Genomic DNA, 18,349 nt, shown 5'->3' with positions numbered 1-18,349 from the left:
AGGTGGTGCGCCACACATCGACCCGCGCGCAATGCGGGCGCAGCATCGAAAAATACTCACTGGCACTGGCCATGTCGGTACGCTGCCCGGCAGCGTCTGCCAGCCTGCTCGCCCACGGCCCATTGGCGGCGACTTCACGCATCAAACGGTGGGACGGTTCGTTGAGGTTGTCCGGCATCTGGATCGCCAGGCTGCCACCATCTGAAAGCTTGCTCGCCAAGGCTGGCAGCAACGAAGCGTGATCAGGCACCCATTGCAGCACCGCATTGGCGAAGATCACATCGAACGGGCCTTCATCGGTCCACTTGTCGATCTCGGCCACCTCGAACTGCACATCGGGCAAGCGCTTGCGCGCGGCGGCGATCATGTCCGCCGAACTGTCCAGGCCACTGACCCGGGCCTCGGGAAAACGCTGCACCAGCAACTCGGTGGAATTGCCCGGCCCGCAACCGATATCCACCACCGCCCGGGCGTGCGCCGTGGGTATCGCCGCCAACAGATCACGGGCCGGACGGGTGCGTTCATCTTCGAAAGCGACGTATTGCTGGGCAGACCAACTCATTGCGTTCTCCTGTTGGGTGTTCGATTGCTTTTCACGATACAGGCAGCATGAAAGGCAATTCCAGTGCGAACGTTGCATGAGGTGTCTGATTGAACGGTCGACTCTCCATCAATCGTAATAGCCGACAGTTTTTTTCAGATGATCCGAGAACTCATAGATGTCATCCACCGAGTTGATCGCATGACGGGTCTCGTTTTTTTCTTCATCGAAGATGCCGAGATACTTTTGTGATCGATTGAAATGCAAACGGCAGATCGGTTTGCGATTGTTGTCGTCCAGCAAGATACCGAAATAGCTCTGTGTATCGCGCTGAACAATGCGCTTGGCATCGACGACAGATCGAACCAACGCCCGAACGATGTGATAGCCCTCCAGCTCTTCCAGCGTTGTTAAAACCTTGTCATCTGATTCGTCACGCGGATCTACCGGATCAGTTCCGGCAGAAACTAATGGCAGGGAGGCCAACGCTGGCTGGATAGCGCCGCTCATGGCCGATTTGAGCCGATCATTGATCTGGTCATTCAAAAATTGACCGACAGCTTTTCTGGTCAGCTCGTGAAACTGGTCGCGCACTTTCTGCGTGATCACGCCGTCATAAACCCGAGAAGCGAAAACCTTTACAAAGTCATCGTCCGGCTTGCTGACCTGCGCGGCGAGGACCTTTTTGATTTGGCTGACATATTTCAACTCCCCCGCTGCGTTGATGATGGAATCAACATCAAAAGCTGACTTCGTCAACTTTACCAACTCGGGGACTGAATACTCATCAATGTCCAACAAATCCAATTCAAGGAACGGTTTCTCATCCATTTTGTTCGGCGCGTCCAGATCGGTGAAAAATTTATAGACTTGACCGTTGGTAAGAATGGAGATTCGAGCGCTGGTGACATGGAAATATCGGAACAACTGTGAGGCGTGATTGATGTGCAACGATTCACCGATCTTTTTGCATTCGATCAGAATCTGCACTTCCCCCTCTTTCATGATCGCGTAGTCGATCTTCTCGCCTTTTTTGGTGCCGATATCGCAGACGAATTCGGGGGTCACCTCAGTCGGGTCAAAAACGTCGTAACCCAGAACCGTGCTGATAAAAGGCATGACGAATGCATTTTTCGTTGCTTCTTCAGTCTGGATCGCAGCGCTCTGCAAGCGGACTTTTGCGGCTAGGCTGGCTAACTTTTCGAAGAATTCCATGAGGCGCCTCTTACGGGTTTCTATCCGTGGAATGAGCTGATGGCAGTTTGACTGCCATTTGATACTAGACTTAAACCTCCACAATGAAAGGTGTCCATTTATAAGCCTAAGATTGGCAAGTCCTAACCCAGGTATTGAGTGAACGGAGAACTTGTAAACAGAATTTTCAGCGCAGCACCGATGTCTGAATTTCAAGCTCCCAAAACAAGGACTCCCATCATGAAATTCGCGAAAATTGCCCAAAAACTTGCCCTGTGGGCCGGTAGCCCGAAGACGTTCATGGGGGCGTTGATTCTGATCGGGTTGTGGGGGTTGAGCGGGCCGATTTTTGGTTACAACGACACTTGGCAACTGATCATCAATACTTCGACGACGATCATCACGTTCCTGATGGTGTTCCTGATTCAGAACACGCAGAACCGCGACACCGACATTCTGCACTTGAAACTCGATGAGCTGCTGCGGGTGAACAAGGAAGCGCAGAACGCGATGCTCGGGCTGGAGGCGCTGGATCTGAAGCAGCTCGAAGCGCTGCGCCGGCATTATCGCGCGCTGGGTGAGAATCAGGTGTTTGATCTTGAGGGGCTGGGCGACAAGAGCAAGCCAAAGCAGGATTTGAATGAGTGCTGAGCAAGTAAACACACCCTGTGGGAGCGAGCCTGCTCGCGAAGAGGGAGGGTCAGTCAAAACATCATTGACTGACACACCGCTTTCGCGAGCAGGCTCGCTCCCACAGGGCAAGCATCGCTTTTCAACTCAAGATTTCGTTCGCGCTGAACAATACGGCGAAGTTAGCGACTGGCCTGCAACGCGCGGGCCTTCTCCAGATGGCTTTGCAGTTTCGGCAAAGTCTCATCGGCGAACGCTTTAATTTCCGGCACGTCGGTGGTCTGTGCCTGTTGCTCGATCTGGGTGATGGCCTCTTCGGTCGCCTTGACCTGACTGGCAGCGTAAGCCTGATCGAAGGTCGCGCCATCCTTTACTTCTGGCATCAACTCTTTGGCCTTGTCGGCGAGTTCTTCGCGAGGTGCGACCGGCAGGTCGAGCTTCTTGGCGATTTTCGCCAAATGCTGGTTGGCCGTGGTGCGGTCGTTGATGACGACAATGGTGTAATCCTTGACCTCTTTGGATTCGGTCTTGCCGTGGGCCAGACGGCTGGCTTCGATGTCGGCCATGCCTTTGGCGGAGGCATCGTTGATGAATTCGGCAGGCGACTGGGCGAACGCAGTGCTGGCGCACAGGCCCAGCAGAGTCGCAAAACTGGCATTACGTAAACGGGTGGCCATCCGGCTCATGGTCGCGCCCTCCTTCGTTGAAAATTCAAGCGGGCCGTGATTCGCCCGCTGCTCAAATAGTCGCGGCGGACAATTGTCCGCCTCAGTTAAGAAGGCTTTGGCGTTCAAAGGTTTAGAAAATCTGCCGAGGCCGCGACGAACGGTGCGCTCGCTTCAGATGCCCAAGGCCCGATGATTCAGGCGTTTGGCCGCATACATGGCTTGATCGGCATGCCGAAACAGTTGCTGTTCTTCTTCACCGTGTTCAGGGAAACGCGCCACGCCGATGCTCGGTTCGATACGCAGGTCATGGCCGTCGAGGCGCATGGGCTGCGCCAGCACCAAGCGGATTTTTCCGGCGACGCTGTCGGCATCTTCGGCGGCATGCACGCTATGCAACAGCACGACAAATTCATCGCCACCGATACGCGCCACGGTGTCGGTTTCACGCACGCAGCCTTTCAGCCGATTGGCCACGGTTTGCAGGAGCATGTCACCGACGGCATGGCCATGGGTGTCGTTGACCTGTTTGAAGCGATCCAGATCGACATACAGCAGCGCCATGTGTCCGTGCACGGTTCGCGCATGGGCCAGCGCAGCCCTGAGCCGGTCACGCAGCAGTTCGCGGTTGGGCAGTTGCGTCAGTTGATCGTATTGCGCCATGCGCTTGAGCCGCGCATGCAGTTGCTGTCGTTCGATGGCCGTGGCGACTTGTGCGCAGACGTATTGCAGCAGTTCCTTGTCCTGCTCGGTGTAGCGTTCGCCGCCAGCGAGGCTTTTGACGATCAAGGCGCCGATGGTGCCGTTTTTTGAGCTCAGCGGTACGCCGAGCCAGCAAGGCGCGTTCTGCTCCGCCACCAGCGCAGCGAAGTCGGGCGTGGCATCGGCGCTGTCCGGGGTCAGCAACATTGGCTGGCCGCTGCGGATCACTTGCGCGCAAAGCCGTCCGATGACCGTGCCGGGCTGCTCGGGCTGCAATTCGTGATCGTCGACGTGATAGGGAAAACTCAGCTGCGCGCAGTGTTCGTCATACAGCGCCACGGAAAAATTCAGCGCCGGCAGCCATTCGCCAATGAGCAAATGGACCCTTTTGAACAGCGCCAGCAAATCTTCCGCCGCATGCGCCGCCTCGGAAATTGCGTACAACGCCGCTTGCCGCGACTCGGCCTGCTTGCGCTCGGTGATATCGCGGGCGACGGCGATGCGCAGTTGGTCGACCTCCGACCAGCGCGCCGACCAGGAAATATGCGCGACGCTGCCGTCCTTGCGCAGGTAGCGGTTCTCGAAATTGTGCTTCGGGTCGCCGCCCATGATTTCGCCTGCGGCCGCGAGGGTGCGCTGGCGATCGGCCGGGTGCACCAGCTCGATCATCGAGCGGCCGATCAGCTCGTCAGGCGTGTAGCCGAAAATCCGCTCGCAGGCAGCGCTGACAAAAACGAAACGGCCCTGTTTGTCGACCGCGCAAACGGCGTCCAGCAACAGGTCCATGTAGCTCGCCAGCGGCGCAGGGTTAGGGCTTTGCATGGTTCTACGGGATGTCCGCACAGTGCAGCGATTTCAATCGTCCATGATCGTGATTGCGCGTCCCTGCCCATTTCATCAAGTCTTGTTCGGCAGCAGCCCCGGCAGCGCGTGCATCAACGCATTGATGGCGAAGCCGATAAACATCACGCCGCATAAACGGGTGATGAGCAGCTCATGCCGCTGATACACCATGCGCACTCGCTGTGCGCCGACCACGCCGATGAGGATAGCGTAAGCCAGCGCACCGCCGATAAAGCTCAGGGCGATCAGCGCCGGCAGCATCGACCAGTTAAGCAGTTCGGCGCGGCTCGACAGCAGCGCCGTAAAGGTCGCCACCGCCACCGGATAGGCCTTGGGATTGGTCAGGCCGAAGACGATGCCGTGCCAGAACGGCTGCCGCGCCGCGCCTTGCGCCTCGTCGCCGCTACGGCGTTGGGCACGCACCGCACGCCAGCCGAGCCAGAACAGGTACACCGCGCTGAGCACGCCGAGCACATCGAACGCGGTGCTGCCGATTTCCCGCGCACCGACAATCGCCACTAGCGCGGTGCTGCACCAGATCACATCGCCGAGCAGATGCCCACACAGAAACCCCGCCCCGGCCCGCCGGCCATGGGCCGCGCCAATCCCGAACACCGCCAGCACGCCCGGCCCGGGCGTGATCCCGTAGATGAAACCCGAAGCCAGAACGGCCAACAGCAATGATGGAGTCATGAGAAACCTGCAAGCGCCAGAACACGTGGCGCAGAGTCTATATCAACAAGATTGAAGCGGATCAGGGTTCGTCGCGGAAACGCATGCCGGGGTACGGTTTCTGCCGACACGCAGCGAGCCGCGACTGCAAATCGCCGACGTGGACCTTCAGCTTGTGCCCGTCGGGATCGAGGAAGTAGAACGACGCGCCTTCAATAGCCTCTCAGATTTTCGGGAACGAAATATTGCTGTCCGTCATAGCGCAACGTGTTCAGCACCGGCTTTTCGTGAGTGGTCTTCGACTCGCAGGTGCCGGGTGGCCCCTCACCGACCAGGCCCGTGGTGACTGAGCGGACAATGATATCTGCGTAACCATGGGAACTGGTTTTGCCCATCTCAAGCGTACGCACCGTCTCCGAGCGCTCTCCGGCGCAATTGCCATCCCATTCGCCACTGAAGCTGTAGACGATCAAGCGATCCAGCACCGGGCGCAGTTTGTCGCCTTCTTTCACATAAAGCGAAAGCAAGATTTCATCCAGCGGATTAACGCGTGACGAGCCTTTGAAATGAGCGCGAACGCCGAAGGCACGGAGGTCGGGCGTGAGTTTATAACGCGCCGTATCCAGCTCCAGACTCTCCAGCGCGATGGCATCGGAGAGAAACGCCGACTGCTGATGATAGGTCGCCAGCGGCTTGGGGCTGCCAGCGGTAGTGACGGCCAGAGCCAGATCGTATGAACCCACCCTGCCGTCCTGGCCATAGACCGGATCGGGCACGAACGTCGATAGCGCGGTAATCGTCAGCGACGGATAAGCCGGCCAGTCCTTGCACAAAGAAAAGTCCGCTTCGCCACTGACCGCAGGCGGCGTGCAATCGGCCCACGCCTGCCCAGCCACCAACCACCCGCAGAGCGCCGCAGCGCTGATCCATATGGACTTCATTGTCACTTCCCGCTCCTTGAAGATATTTCCAGGCGCGCACTATCCCTTTCTGCATCGGAGGATTCAACAGATCTGGCCAGCGAATCTTCTCATGTGTCTGAAGTCGGAATTCGCGAGCAGGCTCGCTCCCGCAGGAAAGCCGCATTCCAAAGTGGGAGCGAGCCTGCTATCGCCGACGCAGCAAATCTCAATACTTGTCCAGCGTGCGCAACTTCTGCGGCAAGCCCCACAGCAGCAGCGCTGCGGCGATCAGCGCGGCGACGCCGATGACGTACAGCGCCGGGGTGGTGCTGCCGGTGAGGTCCTTGATGCGTCCGACCATGACCGGGCTGACAACCCCACCGAACTGCCCCAGGGTATTGATCACCGCGATCCCGCCTGCCGCGCCGGCACCGGCGCCCGCCAGCAGTTTCGGTGGCAGGGTCCAGAAGCTCGGAATCGAAGCGATGATGCCGGCGCCAAGCAGGCCGAGCGCGACGATCAGGAAGGTCGTGTGGCTGGCAAAGATTCCTGCGCTGAAAAAGCCGATCGCGCCGACGATCACCAGCCCGGCGACAAACTTGCGCCGTTCACCGGTGGCGTCTGACAAGCGCCCGATCACGACCATGCTGATCGCCCCGCAGATATACGGAATGGCGGTCAGCAGGCCGATCATCACCGGGCTTTCGGTGCCGGCGCTGCGGATCAATTGCGGTGCCCAGAAATTCAACCCGTAGGACGCGACCTGAATCAGGAAGTAGATCAAACCCAACGTCAGGAATCCGGGGATTTTCAGCGCCGCGAGCAATGAGCCGCCGCTCTTGTGTGGCTCGTGATGGGCGATGCGACTGGAGAGCAATTTCTTCTCGTCAGCCGTCAGCCAGTGCGCATCCTCGATGCGGTCCTTGAGCTGGGTCAGCACCAAGAAACCGAGGGCGATGCACGGCACGCCTCCGAGCAGGAACAACCAGTGCCAGCCGCGCATCTGCAACACGCCATCGAGGTGTTGCAACACAAGGCCCGAGAACGGCGCGCCGACCAGCCCGGCAAACGCCGAGGCAAGGAACAGCATCGAGGTGATGCGGCCACGGAAGTGCTGCGGAAACCACAGGGTCAGGTAATACAGCACGCCCGGAGCAAACCCGGCTTCCATCGCGCCGATCACGAAGCGCAGCGCATAGAACTGCCATTCGCTGTTGACGAAGACCATCGCCGCCGTCGCCACGCCCCAGGACATCATGATCCGAGCAATCCAGCGCCGTGCGCCGACCTTGTACAGCATCATGTTGCTCGGCACTTCGAACAGCACGTAACCGACCACGAACAGCCCGGCGCCCAAGCCATACGCGGTGTCGCTCAGGCTCAGGTCCGTCTGCAGCTGGAATTTGGCGAAGCTGATGTTGATGCGATCGAAAAAGGCGAACAGGTAGCAGACCATGATCAGCGGCATCAGGCGCCAGGCGACTTTGCTGACCAGGGCTTTTTCGGCGTCGTGATCGACGGACGGATTCACGCCCGCCTCCATTACGTTGAGGCTCATAGATTTTCTCCAGGCGGACTGCCGATGGGCGTCCGATTGTTTTTGTTGTCTGGTTACTGCTGAATGCTTTTGAACTGTGGGAGCGAGCCTGCTCGCGAATGCGCCAGATCAGTCGATACCGATGTTGAATGACACACCGCGTTCGCGAGCAGGCTCGCTCCCACAAGGGTTTTGTATCTTCAGATGGGCATCGGATGCAGATCGCAGTTGCGCCCGGCCTTGGCCAGTTGGCCGGGGACATCGTGGCCCAACAGCGCCGGCAAGCCGCGCGAAAGTTTCAGCAGCAGCGGCAAATCGATGCCCGTGGGAATGCCGACTTCATCGCACAGATTGACCAGATCTTCGCTGCAGATATTGCCCGACGCGCCCGGTGCGAACGGGCAGCCACCGAGGCCACCCAGCGCCGCATCGAAGCGCCGCGCGCCGGCCTCGTAAGCGGCCAGCACATTGCACAGGCCAAGGCCGCGGGTGTTGTGGAAATGCAAAGTCAGGTCAGCCGGCGAAACCCGCTGCAAAACGCGCCGCACCAAGCGATCGACCTGACGCGGATTGGCCATGCCGGTGGTGTCGGCGAGGCTGATGCCCTGAATGCCGAGCTCTTGATAAGCGTCGACAATTTGCAGCACGCGATCCTCATCGATCCGTCCTTCGAACGGACAACCGAAGGTGGTGGCGATGCTGCCGTTGAGGCGCACACCTGAGCCGCTGACAAACGCAACAATGTCAGCGAACGCCGCCAGCGACTCTTCGCAACGCATGCGCATGTTGGCAAGGTTGTGGGTCTGGCTGGCAGACATCACCAGATTCAACTCATCGGCATTCGCCGCCAATGCGCGTTGCGCGCCTTTGAGGTTGGGGATCAACGCCACGTAAATAACACCCGGCTGACGCTGAATGCCGTTGAACACTTGCTCGCCGTCACGCAGGCCCGGAATGGCTTTGGGCGAGACGAACGAGCCGGCCTCGATGCGGCTGAATCCGGCCTGTGACAATTGATTGATCAGGGCGATCTTGTCAGCGGTTTCCACCCACGTCGGCTCGATCTGCAAACCGTCGCGGGGCGAGACTTCCTGGACGATCAGGGTTTGCGAATAGTCAGTGATCATTGCACCACCCCCTGGCCTTTCAGACGTTCGATGTCGAGTTCAGTCAGGCCAAGATTGGCGAGAATAGCGTCGGTGTGCTGGCCCAGTTTCGGCCCGGACCAGTTCACCCCGCCGGGCGTCTCCGAGAGTTTGGGGACAATGCCGGGCATCTTCACCGTTGCGCCACCGGGCAACTCGGCATCGAGCAGCATGTCCCGCGCCTGATAGTGCGGATCGGCGACGATGTCAGCCACCGAGTAGATGCGCCCGGCCGGCACTTCAGCGGCTTCGAGGGCGGCCAGTACCTCGTCGATCGGCAGGCTGCTGGTCCAGTGTGTGATGGCCGCATCGAGCAAACCGCTCTGCGCCGCGCGGCCGTCGTTGTGGGCGAACTCTTCTGCCTCGGCCAGATCAGCGCGGCCAATGGTGTGCATCAGGCGCTTGTAGATCGGGTCGCTGTTACCAGCGATCACCACGTAGGCACCGTCGGCGGTGAGGTAGGTATTGGAGGGCGCGATGCCCGGCAAGGCGCCGCCGCTGCGTTCGCGCACATGGCCGAGCATGTCGTATTCCGGTACCAGGCTTTCCATGACGTTGAACACGCTCTCGGCCAGCGATACGTCAACGATCTGCCCGCCGCCCTGCCCGGTCTTGACCCGCAACAGCGACATCAGCGCGCCGATCACTGCGTGCAGCGAGGCCAGCGAATCGCCGAGGCTGACGCCGACCCGAGCTGGTGGCGAATCGGGATTGCCGGTGGTGTAGCGAATGCCGCCCATGGCCTCGCCAATCGCACCGAAACCGGGCCGGTCGCGGTACGGGCCGGTCTGGCCGTAGCCAGAGATACGCACCAGGGTCAGGTTCGGATTCAGCGCATGCAGCACGTCCCAGCCCAGACCGAGTTTTTCCAGCGCACCGGGGCGCAGGTTTTCGATGATCACGTCGGCGTCACCGGCCAGTTGCTTGACCAGTTCGATGCCTTCAGCGGATTTGAGGTTGAGTGCCAGGGATTTCTTGTTGCGCGATTGCAGGTACCACCACAGCGACGTGCCCTCGTGCAGCTTGCGCCATTTGCGCAGCGGGTCGCCTTGGCCCATGGCTTCGATCTTGATCACCTCGGCGCCGAACTCGGCAAGCATGCGCGCGGCAAACGGCGCGGCGATCAGGGTGCCGATCTCGATCACTTTGATCGCACTCAAAGGGGCAGTCATCGCGGGGTACCTCTTGTTCTTGGAATATGTCGCCAAGGCTAGAGGAACGATGATCGGAGAATCCAGCCGTCTCTCGGCAAAGGGCGTTCGCGAAATGCGAATGCTCCGCTGTGATTCGGTGGTGAATTCAGGGCCGCCTTCGCGAGCAGGCTCGCTCCCACAAGGTTCTGTAGTGGTTTCAGATTCTGTGTTCACAAGTTCAATGTGGGAGCGAGCCTGCTCGCGAAGAGGCCATCAGCTGCAATGAAGATCTACCGCCCGCGCAAATGCTCAAACAACATCCGGCTCACCGGCGACAATCCCGCCTCATCGCGCACCACCACAATCAGCGCGCGATCGGACCAGTCGTCGGTCAGCGGCACCGCACGCAAGCCCAGTGCCTGACCGAACAACTCATAGGCTCGCTGCGGCAGAATGCCGATGCCCATGTTCGCCTGGACCATCCGGCACACCGCATCGAATCCCGGCACATGAATGCGGATGCGCAGGACTTTGCCGGCCTGCCGCGCCGCCGCATGGGTACGCATGTTGATCGAACTGGCTGCGTGCAAGCCGACGTAATCGCTGTCGAGAGTTTCATCAAAAGTCACGGATGCGCGCGTAGCCAACGGATGCTCCGGGAGCATCACCACCATCAGTTTGTCCTGGCGGTACAACACGCTGTGCAGGCCTTTGGTGTCGCTGTCGTCGGAGCAGATGCCGAGGTCGGCGACGCCATCGAGCACGCCCTGAATCACGCCGGCGCTGGGGCGTTCTTCAAGGTCGGTCTTGACCTGCGGATGCCGCGCGGAGAAGTCGCGCAAGTCTTCAGGCAGGAACTGAATGATCGCCGAAAGATTGGCCAGCATGCGCACGTAACCACGCACACCGTGGCTGTGCTCGCCCAGTTCCAGGCCCATCTTTTCCACATTGAAGAGCATCTGCCGGGCATGGTGCAGCAGGGTTTCACCGGCCGGCGTAAGGATCATGCCTTTGGCCTGACGCACGAACAAAGCGATGCCCAGCGCCTCCTCCAACTCCATCAGGCGCTTGCTCGCCGCCGACACCGCGATGGCCTCGCGCGCAGCCGCACGGGTCAGCGTGCCTTCCTCGTGGACGGCGACGAACAGTTGCAGAGTGATCAGGTCGAGACGGCGGATCAGGCTTTTTTGCAGCATGCTGGGCTCGAAGGCAGAGGTTCATCCGAGCCGGCAGGATAGCCCGGTTCTAACTCTGCCTGCTCAATGTCCGATGGTCTTGCGCCGTTATGCGACAGGCGCGGTCAACAAGCGGACCAATTGTGCGCTGTCGTCCCTGCGACCTAACACCAGGATCGAAGAGCCTTGCAGGCAGGCATCGATGGCTGGCCATGAAATGTCCTTCGCGCCCTCGACATCAAACGAATCATCCACTGCGCCATCGACCAGAAAGCCTCCCGTCAACAAGCCTCGTGCGCTGCCCGAGGTCTGTCCGACCGCCACAATACGTTTGCCAGCGATGTCATCCAGCGCAAACCCCGCTTGCCAACCTCTCAGGTCGAGTTCGTGCGCCGTCGGGCTGAGGACAGGGTTGTTGAACGCGTCATCCATTTGGCCGGCGTAGGTAATACCACTGATGAACCCGTGTTGCAGTTTTGTGCCTTGCGTTGACTCGACCGCCGAACCGAGCAGAAGCAGGCGCTGCGCCGTTTGCACAGCAATGTCCGTCACGCGGCTTTCGAGCGGCTGGCCATCGCGCTGAATGTTCAACAGCAGTACCCCCTTGTCGCCGAACGCTTGTGCAACTTTCCCGTTGTGGTCGAACGCCATGACCAATCCCTGATTGGTTACTTCCGTTTTGCCATGCAGCAGGATCTTCCCATCGTCGAGCTGGATGATCCCGGACAGCGAAATGGCCACGCCTGGCAGCGACAGGGGCAGCCAACCGTTGCTGGCGAACGATAAATCGTCCGAGCCATCGAGATGGAATCGCGTCAACAGGCCACTGCCCTTTTGCGCGGTCACAAACAGCAGCCTGTCCGGCTGCGCAAGCTGCGGATCGGATTTCGCCAGCAGCAGTTGCCCATGGGTCGCCCCAAAGAGTGCCGGAATCCGCATGGGCACAATCCGGTAGCCATTCCTGTCGCCGCCGAACTCGATATCCGGCGAACCGTCGGGCAGAAACCGCGCGATGACTTGCTGGTATTCAAGCGTCTTGTCTTTGACCACGCCAATCACACCGCACATCCAGATCCGCCCGAGCGCATCAACGATCAATGGCCCGCCTTGGGTGAGCGAGCCTGTGCCGAACTGGCCGCTGAGATATCCGCCGGTGGCGAAATCCGGATCCGGATTGCCATCGGCATCCAGGCGCGCAAGGCCGTAGTACGAATGGCTTGATTGCTCGACGGTAGCGCTGACCATGATCTTCCCCGAAGGCGTGATCGACACGCCTTCGGCAATGGTCTTGGCCGCTCCGGGGAATTTCAGCGTTCGCAGACCAAACTGAGCATCCAGCTCCCCGGCTGACTGCACGGTTGGGGGCAATGGCGCGGTGGATTCCGGCATGTTCGTATTCTCCTGTGGGATCGACATCGATCCCCTCGCTGGGAGCATTCGACCCGAAGAAGCCACGCCGGACAACTGACACAAATGACAGTTTTTTAGAAGAAAACGAAATTGATCACCGTGCAAAAAAGACTGGATGACTGGTAGTTCTTACAGGTTCGAATTCAGGCACGTCATGCCAACCTCAGCGTTCAAATCAGCCATGGACGAGAAGAACGATGAGCACTCGCGACGAGCAAATGTCACAACCTGCCCCGGCCCCGACCATCACCTACCCCGAGGAGGCCAGCACGACGGGACCTGCGACATTGTTGCTCGGCAGCGGCATACCCCATGCGCTTGTACAGGTCTGGAACATTGAAAACACCCATTCGCTCGGTGCAGGGCTGGTTAGCGCAAAGGGACGATGGGCGTTCAGCATCAGCGGCGCCCAGGCTCCAGGCCAGCAGAAGATTCACGCCCACCAGACGTATGCAGGCATCACGTCCGAATGGAGCGAAGAGCGCGGATATGAGGTGCGACTGCGGCCCGAAATCGACGTCCCGGGCGTCTTCGTACCGCTTGAGGGAGCGGAGGTAAATGCGCCTCTGTTGTTGTCGGGAGATGTCACACGGGCCGAGGGTTTCGTCAGTGTTTTCGATCTGGACACTGGCCTGGAGATTGCCAGGGCAGCGGTCGAAAGCGACCGGAAATGGCAAACACCGGCTGCACACTCATTGGCAGTCGGGCAGTACCGTATATCCGCCGTTCACAACATCGCCGGCCAGGTTTCAGACTGGGGCCGTGTGCGGACATTTACCGTGGTCGCAGAAGCAAGCGAAGGACTGTTCGACTTCGCTCGCCTGCGCGCCTTCATTCAAAACGCGTTGCGGAAAATTTCCTCGATCTGGCGCTGATCTGCCGCCCGTGGATTGGTCAGTCCGCACGCATCCTTCAAAGCATTGGCGGCGAGCACCGGGATATCGCTGAGTTTCGCGCCCAGCTCACGCAGTCCGCCGGGAATCTCGACGTCTTTGGCAAGGTTGCGAATGGCATTGATCGCCGCCTGCGCGCCCTCCTCTGCGCTGAAACCACGAATATCCGCGCCCATGGCGTGGGCGACGTCCCTGAGTCGGTCAGCGCAGACCAGCGCATTGAAGCTCTGCACATGCGGCAACAGCACGGCATTGCAGACGCCGTGGGGCAAGTCGTAGTAGCCGCCCAGCTGATGCGCCATTGCGTGGACAAATCCGAGCGAGGCGTTGTTGAACGCCATGCCGGCGAGGAACTGCGCGTAAGCCATGTTCTCCCGCGCCGCCAGGTCGCTGCCGTCGCGCACAGCCAGACGCAGGTTGCTGCTGATCAGGCTCATCGCTTTAAGCGCGCAAGCATCGGTGATCGGGTTGGCGGCAGTAGAGACGTAGGCTTCGATGGCGTGGGTCAGTGCATCCATGCCGGTGGCGGCGGTGAGGCCTTTGGGCATCGCGACCATCAGTTCCGGATCGTTGACTGACAGCAGTGGCGTGACGTTGCGGTCGACGATGGCCATTTTCACGTGGCGCGATTCGTCGGTGATGATGCAGAAGCGGGTCATTTCGCTGGCAGTGCCGGCGGTGGTGTTGATGGCGATCAGTGGCAATTGCGGCTTGCTCGAACGGTCGACGCCTTCGTAATCGCCAATCTGCCCGCCATTGGTTGCGCACAGCGCGATGCCCTTGGCGCAATCGTGTGGCGAGCCGCCACCCAGCGACACGACGAAATCGCAACGGCTTTCCTTCAACAGCCCCAGACCCGATTCGACATTGGCCGTGGTCGGGTTCGGTCTGGCGCCATCGAAGATCACCGAATCGATGTCCTGCATCGCCAGTTTCTCGGCGATCATTGCGGCCACGCCCGCCTTGGCCAGCCCGACGTCGGTGACAATCAGCGCCTTGCGAAAACCATAATTGCGGATCGCGACCATGGCTTCGTCGAGGCAGCCGCTGCCCATGATGTTGACCGCCGGAATGAAGAAGGTGCTGCTCATCGTGTGTCTCCTGACTGAAGCCGGATCGACTGCCTCGATTCGGCGGGTGCACACAGGATCGACCGATCAGTCACGAGCAATGTTGATCTGGCTCAATGTCCGCTCGTGATAAAGTCGCCGTCCATCTGCCCTTTGTTTTGAGACCGCCCACGCAATGACCGATTTTCTCAATGTCGACGCCACCCTCGAAGACTGGAACGCCCTGCGCGCCGCGAACGATTTCCAGGGTTTGCTGGTGGGCAATGGCGCCAGCCGCGCGGTGTGGGATGACTTCGGCTACGACTCGCTGTTCGAAAACGCCCGTACGGTCGAAGAGAAACCGCTGAGCCCATCGGAACTGGCGGTGTTCGACGCGCTGCAAACCCGCAGCTTCGAACAAGTGCTGGGCGCCCTGAAGACCACCAGCCGGGTCAACAAGGCGCTGGCGGTCAGCTCGGCGGCGCCGCGCAATCGCTATTACGCAATCAAGGAAGCGCTGATCAACACCGTGCACGCGGTGCACATCCCGTGGCGGCTGGTGCAGCCTTCGACACTGACGGTGCTCAATGCTGAACTGGCGCGCTATCGCACGGTGTTCACCACCAACTACGACCTGCTTAATTACTGGGCGCTGCAACACCCCGGCGAGGCCATCGACGATCTGTTCAACGGCGCGGACGCAAGTTTCGATCTGAGCCAGAGCGCCACCGACAAACCGCGCCTGCTCTACCTGCACGGTGGTCTGCATCTGGTGCGCAATCAGGACGGCACCGCACGCAAACTGACCTCGACCGAGGGCACCCTGCTCGGCAGTTTCGCCATCAACAATACGATCAAGACGCTGGACGACGTGCCGCTGTTCGTCACCGAAGGGCCGAGCGCTGACAAGCTCAAGACCATTCGCAGCTCCGATTATCTGTCGTTCTGCTACGAGCAATTACTGGCTCATGGCGACAGCCTGTGCATCTTCGGCCATGCGCTGGGCGAGCAGGATGCGCATCTGGTGCGCGCGTTGCGCCTGGCCCGACCGAGATGCGTGGCGATCTCGATTTACCCGCGCAGCGCCGCATTCATTCAGCATCAGAAACGTCACTACGCCAAGGTGTTCGACGGTACCGGCGTTGAGTTGCGGTTCTTTGATGCCAAGAGCCACGCCCTGGGCGATCCAAAATTGTCGGTACCGGTTGAGGTTTGATATTGGCCGGGCTGACGCCTTCGCGAGCAGGCTCGCTCCCACAATGGAATGCGGTCACCTGTGGGAGCGAGCCTGCTCGCGAAGACGGCCGGTCAGCCAATACAAAAGGTGACTGGAACACCGCTTTCGCGAGCAGGCTCGCTCCCACAGGTTGATGTCGGATTTCAGAGGACAGGCAGGGTCTTGTCCTTGATGGTTTTCGTCGGGCCGTTGGCCTTCACGCTGGCGATGCCCTTGTCGCACGCGCCATCCGATGAATACGACTCGCTGCTGCCGATGATCTGGTGATTGGCCGCCTTGAGGTTGAAGTACGGTTGGCCGTCCCTGGTCGATTTTTTCTCGTAACGCTCGTCCAGCGGGCTGTTGGCCTGCACCGAGGCAATGCCGCCGTCGGCGCCGGCGCGGGTGCTGTAGAGCTCGCTGGTCAGAATCGTTTCGGCGTTCGCTGCTTTCAACACGAACCTGAATTGGCCGTTGCTGCTTTTGCTCACTTCGTACCATCCGGACATGTCTGTTTCTCCTGGGGGCGATTGAGAGATTTCGCGCTTCAGAGTAAAGACCAGCACCTGCGATCTGTCGCCTCTTCGACTACAAGGTGATTTTCGTACCGAGCAGACCGAGGAAACCGGCCAGCCATTGCGGATGCGCCGGCCAGGCCGGAGCGGTGGCGAAATTTCCCTGAACATGGCCGTCGGTCACCGGTATGTCGATGTAGGTGCCGCCCGCCAACCGGACTTCCGGGGCACAGGCCGGATACGCGCTGCACTCGCGCCCCTCGAGCACACCCGCCGCCGCGAGCAGTTGCGCACCATGGCAGACCGCTGCGATGGGCTTGCCGGCGTTGTCGAACGCGCGCACCAGTTCGAGGACTTTGTCGTTCAGCCGCAGGTATTCCGGCGCACGACCGCCGGGAATCAGCAGCGCGTCGTAATCGGCTTCGCTGGCCTTGGCGAAATCGAAATTGAGCGCGAACAGATGACCGGGTTTTTCGCTGTAGGTCTGATCGCCTTCAAAATCATGAATCGCGGTGCGCACGGTGCTGCCGGCGGACTTGTCCGGGCACACGGCGTGGACAGTGTGGCCGACCATCTGCAAGGCCTGGAACGGCACCATCACTTCGTAGTCTTCGACGTAATCGCCGACCAGCATCAGAATCTTTTTCGCGGCCATGGGAAAACTCCTCGGGGAAAGGTCTGGGAGTATTCAAGGTAGACCCAAATTGAGCTGCAAGCTTCAAGCTTCAAGCTTCAAGCTTCAAGAAAAAACAAGATCACCCATATCAGGCACACCAGCGTCATGCTGCAGCTTGAAGCTTGAAGCTTGCAGCTGCCTGTTAGGGCATATAACCGTCGGCGCGCAGCAGGATTTCCAGGCAGTGTTCGCTGATGTGGTAGAACGCCTTGAGCTCTGCGATCTTCGCCAACAACTGCGTCGGATCGACCGGTTCGGCGCGTTTCACCGCGAGAATCATCTTGTTCTTGTTGGTGTGTTCCAGCGAGATGAACTCGAACACCTTGGTCTCGTAACCACAGGCTTCGAGGAACAACGCGCGCAAGCTGTCGGTGACCATTTCCGCCTGTTGGCCGAGGTGCAAGCCGTATTGCAGCATCGGCTTGAGCAGCGCCGGGCTCTGGATCTGCAGGCGGATCTGTTTGTGACAGCACGGCGAGCACATGATGATCGACGCACCCGAGCGGATGCCGGTGTGGATCGCGTAATCGGTGGCAATGTCGCAGGCATGCAGGGCGATCATCACGTCCAGCTCGCTCGGCGCCACCGTGCGCACGTCACCGCACTTGAACACCAGCCCCGGATGTTCAAGCTTGGCCGCAGCGGCGTTGCACAGGTTGACCATTTCTTCGCGCAGCTCGACGCCGGTGACTTCGCCCTCGGCCTTGAGCGTATTGCGCAGGTAGTCGTGAATGGCGAACGTCAGGTAGCCCTTGCCCGAGCCGAAATCGGCGACCCGCACCGGTTTGTCCAGCGCCAGCGGCGACGAGGTCAGGGCATGGCTGAACACTTCGATGAACTTGTTGATCTGCTTCCACTTGCGCGACATCGCCGGGATCAGCTCGTGTTGCGCATTGGTCACGCCCAGATCCTTGAGGAACGGGCGGCTCAGTTCGAGAAAGCGGTTTTTCTCGCGGTTGTGCTCGGCGGACGGCGCTTCACGCAATTGCTGAGGCTTGCTCTTGAACAGCGAACTCTTGCCCTTTTTGCTGTATTCCAGCTGCGCTTCGTCGCTCAGCGCCAATAAATGCGCATTTTTGAACGAGGTCGGCAGCAGACCGGCAATCAGCGCAACGCCTTCGCTCAGCGGCAGGTTCTTGGTGATGTCGCGGGTCTTGTAGCGATAAACGAAGGAGAGACACGCCTGCGCCTTGACCGTCACCGGTTTGATGATGACCCGTTGCAGATCCGCCTCTTCACCGACGTATTTGGCCAATACCAGTTTGATGAAACCGCTGTCGTCGAGGCTGGCTTGCAGCAGCTCGATGAACTGGGCGTGGTGATCGGCGGCCGGTTTGGCGGACGGCGCGGAAGAAGCGGAAACAGACATGGACAAACGGCCTCGGACGGGCGGAATCGGGAATGGCGGGTATTTTAGGGGGGATGGCCGTTCGGGACACGCAGTTATTTAC

At 59.8% G+C, this 18,349-nt stretch carries 18 protein-coding genes and 1 pseudogene; 3 read left to right on the top strand and 16 right to left on the bottom strand.

Annotated features, from left to right (window positions below):
- A partial coding sequence (locus tag D8U61_RS06820) for a methyltransferase domain-containing protein (RefSeq protein ID WP_130926652.1) occupies positions 1-562 on the bottom strand: 562 nt, incomplete at its 3' end.
- A gap of 108 nt (positions 563-670) precedes the next feature.
- Positions 671-1,756 carry a type I restriction endonuclease gene (locus D8U61_RS06815; protein WP_016771300.1) on the bottom strand — a complete coding sequence of 362 codons (1,086 nt, stop codon included), beginning with the start codon at positions 1,754-1,756 and terminating at the stop codon, positions 671-673.
- Positions 1,757-1,975: 219 nt separating this feature from the next.
- Here D8U61_RS06815 and D8U61_RS06810 point away from each other — a divergent pair, with 219 nt between their 5' ends.
- Entirely contained in the window at positions 1,976-2,386 is a 411-nt protein-coding gene (locus D8U61_RS06810; RefSeq protein ID WP_016771301.1) for a low affinity iron permease family protein, read from the top strand.
- 161 nt (positions 2,387-2,547) lie between these two features.
- On the opposite strand, the gene D8U61_RS06805 is transcribed toward D8U61_RS06810, so the two are convergent.
- The 10 genes and pseudogenes from D8U61_RS06805 to D8U61_RS06755 form a co-directional block, all read right to left on the bottom strand.
- On the bottom strand, positions 2,548-3,051 hold the full coding sequence (locus D8U61_RS06805; protein ID WP_122691681.1) for a DUF4142 domain-containing protein: 504 nt from the start codon (positions 3,049-3,051) through the stop codon (positions 2,548-2,550).
- A 153-nt stretch (positions 3,052-3,204) separates the two neighbouring features.
- Positions 3,205-4,554: a diguanylate cyclase gene (locus D8U61_RS06800; protein ID WP_125925282.1), complete on the bottom strand. Its 1,350-nt coding sequence runs from the start codon at positions 4,552-4,554 to the stop codon at positions 3,205-3,207.
- A gap of 75 nt (positions 4,555-4,629) precedes the next feature.
- A complete protein-coding gene (locus D8U61_RS06795; RefSeq protein ID WP_125925281.1) occupies positions 4,630-5,268 on the bottom strand; it encodes a LysE family translocator in 639 nt (212 codons plus the stop codon).
- Between the two features lie 61 nt (positions 5,269-5,329).
- Positions 5,330-5,461: pseudogene (locus tag D8U61_RS06790) on the bottom strand (glutathione transferase); the annotation flags it as partial.
- Positions 5,460-6,194 (bottom strand): hypothetical protein, encoded by a 735-nt coding sequence (locus D8U61_RS06785; RefSeq protein ID WP_125925280.1) that lies wholly within the window; start codon positions 6,192-6,194, stop codon positions 5,460-5,462. The pseudogene D8U61_RS06790 and the gene D8U61_RS06785, both read right to left, overlap by 2 nt.
- A gap of 181 nt (positions 6,195-6,375) precedes the next feature.
- Positions 6,376-7,707, bottom strand: coding sequence for an MFS transporter (locus D8U61_RS06780; RefSeq protein WP_130926651.1), 1,332 nt, complete (start codon positions 7,705-7,707; stop codon positions 6,376-6,378).
- A 179-nt stretch (positions 7,708-7,886) separates the two neighbouring features.
- Positions 7,887-8,813 carry a hydroxymethylglutaryl-CoA lyase gene (locus D8U61_RS06770; protein WP_130926650.1) on the bottom strand — a complete coding sequence of 309 codons (927 nt, stop codon included), beginning with the start codon at positions 8,811-8,813 and terminating at the stop codon, positions 7,887-7,889.
- A complete protein-coding gene (locus D8U61_RS06765; protein WP_123442951.1) occupies positions 8,810-10,003 on the bottom strand; it encodes a CaiB/BaiF CoA-transferase family protein in 1,194 nt (397 codons plus the stop codon). Before D8U61_RS06765 ends, D8U61_RS06770 begins: the two co-directional genes overlap by 4 nt.
- Positions 10,004-10,254: 251 nt before the next feature.
- On the bottom strand, positions 10,255-11,160 hold the full coding sequence (locus D8U61_RS06760; RefSeq protein ID WP_130926649.1) for a LysR family transcriptional regulator: 906 nt from the start codon (positions 11,158-11,160) through the stop codon (positions 10,255-10,257).
- Between the two features lie 87 nt (positions 11,161-11,247).
- Positions 11,248-12,528: a hypothetical protein gene (locus D8U61_RS06755; RefSeq protein ID WP_130926648.1), complete on the bottom strand. Its 1,281-nt coding sequence runs from the start codon at positions 12,526-12,528 to the stop codon at positions 11,248-11,250.
- A 218-nt stretch (positions 12,529-12,746) separates the two neighbouring features.
- Between D8U61_RS06755 and D8U61_RS06750 the strand changes: the two genes are divergently transcribed.
- Entirely contained in the window at positions 12,747-13,424 is a 678-nt protein-coding gene (locus D8U61_RS06750; RefSeq protein ID WP_177433311.1) for a hypothetical protein, read from the top strand.
- Here the strand turns inward: D8U61_RS06750 and yiaY are convergent.
- Positions 13,385-14,533 carry an L-threonine dehydrogenase gene (yiaY, locus tag D8U61_RS06745; protein WP_130926647.1) on the bottom strand — a complete coding sequence of 383 codons (1,149 nt, stop codon included), beginning with the start codon at positions 14,531-14,533 and terminating at the stop codon, positions 13,385-13,387. The two genes, D8U61_RS06750 and yiaY, sit on opposite strands and share 40 nt — an antisense overlap.
- A gap of 154 nt (positions 14,534-14,687) precedes the next feature.
- Between yiaY and D8U61_RS06740 the strand changes: the two genes are divergently transcribed.
- Positions 14,688-15,707 (top strand): DUF4917 family protein, encoded by a 1,020-nt coding sequence (locus D8U61_RS06740; RefSeq protein WP_130926646.1) that lies wholly within the window; start codon positions 14,688-14,690, stop codon positions 15,705-15,707.
- A gap of 164 nt (positions 15,708-15,871) precedes the next feature.
- On the opposite strand, the gene D8U61_RS06735 is transcribed toward D8U61_RS06740, so the two are convergent.
- The 3 genes from D8U61_RS06735 to D8U61_RS06725 all read right to left on the bottom strand — a co-directional run bounded on the left by D8U61_RS06735 (position 15,872) and on the right by D8U61_RS06725 (position 18,267).
- Entirely contained in the window at positions 15,872-16,216 is a 345-nt protein-coding gene (locus D8U61_RS06735; RefSeq protein ID WP_122752001.1) for a YegP family protein, read from the bottom strand.
- 79 nt (positions 16,217-16,295) lie between these two features.
- Positions 16,296-16,877: a DJ-1/PfpI family protein gene (locus D8U61_RS06730; protein ID WP_024011961.1), complete on the bottom strand. Its 582-nt coding sequence runs from the start codon at positions 16,875-16,877 to the stop codon at positions 16,296-16,298.
- Between the two features lie 163 nt (positions 16,878-17,040).
- On the bottom strand, positions 17,041-18,267 hold the full coding sequence (locus D8U61_RS06725; RefSeq protein ID WP_130926645.1) for an SAM-dependent methyltransferase: 1,227 nt from the start codon (positions 18,265-18,267) through the stop codon (positions 17,041-17,043).
- Positions 18,268-18,349: the final 82 nt, after the last annotated feature.

The sequence above is a fragment of the Pseudomonas sp. Sample_14 genome (assembly GCF_004307515.1).
GTDB classification, from domain to species: domain Bacteria; phylum Pseudomonadota; class Gammaproteobacteria; order Pseudomonadales; family Pseudomonadaceae; genus Aquipseudomonas; species Aquipseudomonas atacamensis.
This window is presented reverse-complemented; position numbering and strand designations above follow the sequence as displayed.